The organism is Nocardia sp. NRRL S-836 (assembly GCF_001279525.1).
GTDB lineage: Bacteria > Actinomycetota > Actinomycetes > Mycobacteriales > Pseudonocardiaceae > Lentzea.
Genome location: NZ_LGDY01000048.1, coordinates 1 through 320 on the forward strand (window position 1 = coordinate 1; position 320 = coordinate 320).

The 320-nt window shown below is 65.0% G+C and carries 1 protein-coding gene; it reads left to right on the forward strand.

Going from position 1 to position 320, the window contains the following annotated elements:
* Positions 1 to 320 (forward strand): hypothetical protein (locus tag ADL03_RS48210; RefSeq protein ID WP_197288158.1); only part of this gene is annotated, 320 nt, incomplete at both ends.

Sequence of the window (320 nt, forward strand, 5' to 3'; positions counted from 1 at the left end):
ATGAACGCCGAAGTGGAAGCCGCCTACGAGCTGAGCATCGCCACCTGGGGCATCCCCAGCAACCTGTTCCGCACCATGGCCCACCACCCCGCATTGGCCATCACCGAGGTCCCGTACGCCAACTCGGTCATCTTCGACGCCGGCGTGCTCACCGAGATCCCCAATCCCGACACCGCACAGGGCGGCACCGTCCGCTACCCGACCTCGGGCTTCCTCGGCCGGGTCACCAAGGAACTGGTCATCAACGTCGTCAGCCTGCTCAACCGCAGCCGCTACTCCATGACCCACCACACCGTCATCGGCTACAACACCCTGTCCGA